Here is a 678-nt window from a genome sequence, read left to right as displayed (position 1 = left end):
CCGCATGCCCATTTTTAAGTCTCTCCACTACCAACTCTTCCCACATCCTCTTCTTCATTCTAACTACAGGATGAAATCCTGCGAATTCATGAGTCTGAGTGAGGAAACTGAATCATTTCGAGGGAGCGTAATGAGACTGCTTCACCAAAGCACCGTCTTACTTCATGGGTTGAGTGATTTTATTAACTGAACCAGAACGATTATTGATAATGAGCCACGTAATTTCGTTTACCGCATCTACAGAAGATAAGTAAACAACCCAGGTTCCCCTATCCCGACTAATCGAACCTACTTTCCATTTAAATGATTCGCTTGCTACATATCGTTCCGCTATTTGTCTTGCTTCCTTTTTAGAAACTGTGAAGTAGTCATATATTAATGAGGCAGCAATGATTAATACAATGGTTAGTAAAATTCCCATCAACTTTTTCATAATGTCACCTCTACATTAAGCATTTTCCAGTATTAACTTAATACGTAGAAGACATAGGTAATGTTGCGTTATCCTGCCCTTTCGTATTATGAGATCAACCATTTCTTTCTGGTTGATTCTTTTTGCATTAGCTTCGAGGATTAAAGTAGCCGGGTCGAACGTACCTGCCCGTGGGACTTGATCCCGAGCGCTATAATGTTCACCCCTACTTGTCATGACCATGATTGAGGCTGGTTGGGACATAG

Annotated in this window: 1 protein-coding gene; it reads right to left on the bottom strand. The window is 40.6% G+C overall.

The annotated features are described in order from the left end of the window. Positions 1–157 precede the first annotated feature (157 nt). Positions 158–433, bottom strand: coding sequence for a hypothetical protein (locus tag D3P08_RS27040; protein WP_119603240.1), 276 nt, complete (start codon positions 431–433; stop codon positions 158–160). Positions 434–678 lie beyond the last annotated feature (245 nt).

The organism is Paenibacillus nanensis (assembly GCF_003583765.1).
GTDB lineage: Bacteria > Bacillota > Bacilli > Paenibacillales > Paenibacillaceae > Pristimantibacillus > Pristimantibacillus nanensis.
Note: the sequence above shows the minus strand (reverse complement) of the source record. Positions and strands in the feature narration are given on the sequence as shown.

Coding starts and splice junctions, on each gene's coding strand:
- D3P08_RS27040 (WP_119603240.1), bottom strand. CDS start 433: ATGAAAAAGTTGATGGGAATTTTACTAACCATTGTATTAATCATTGCT.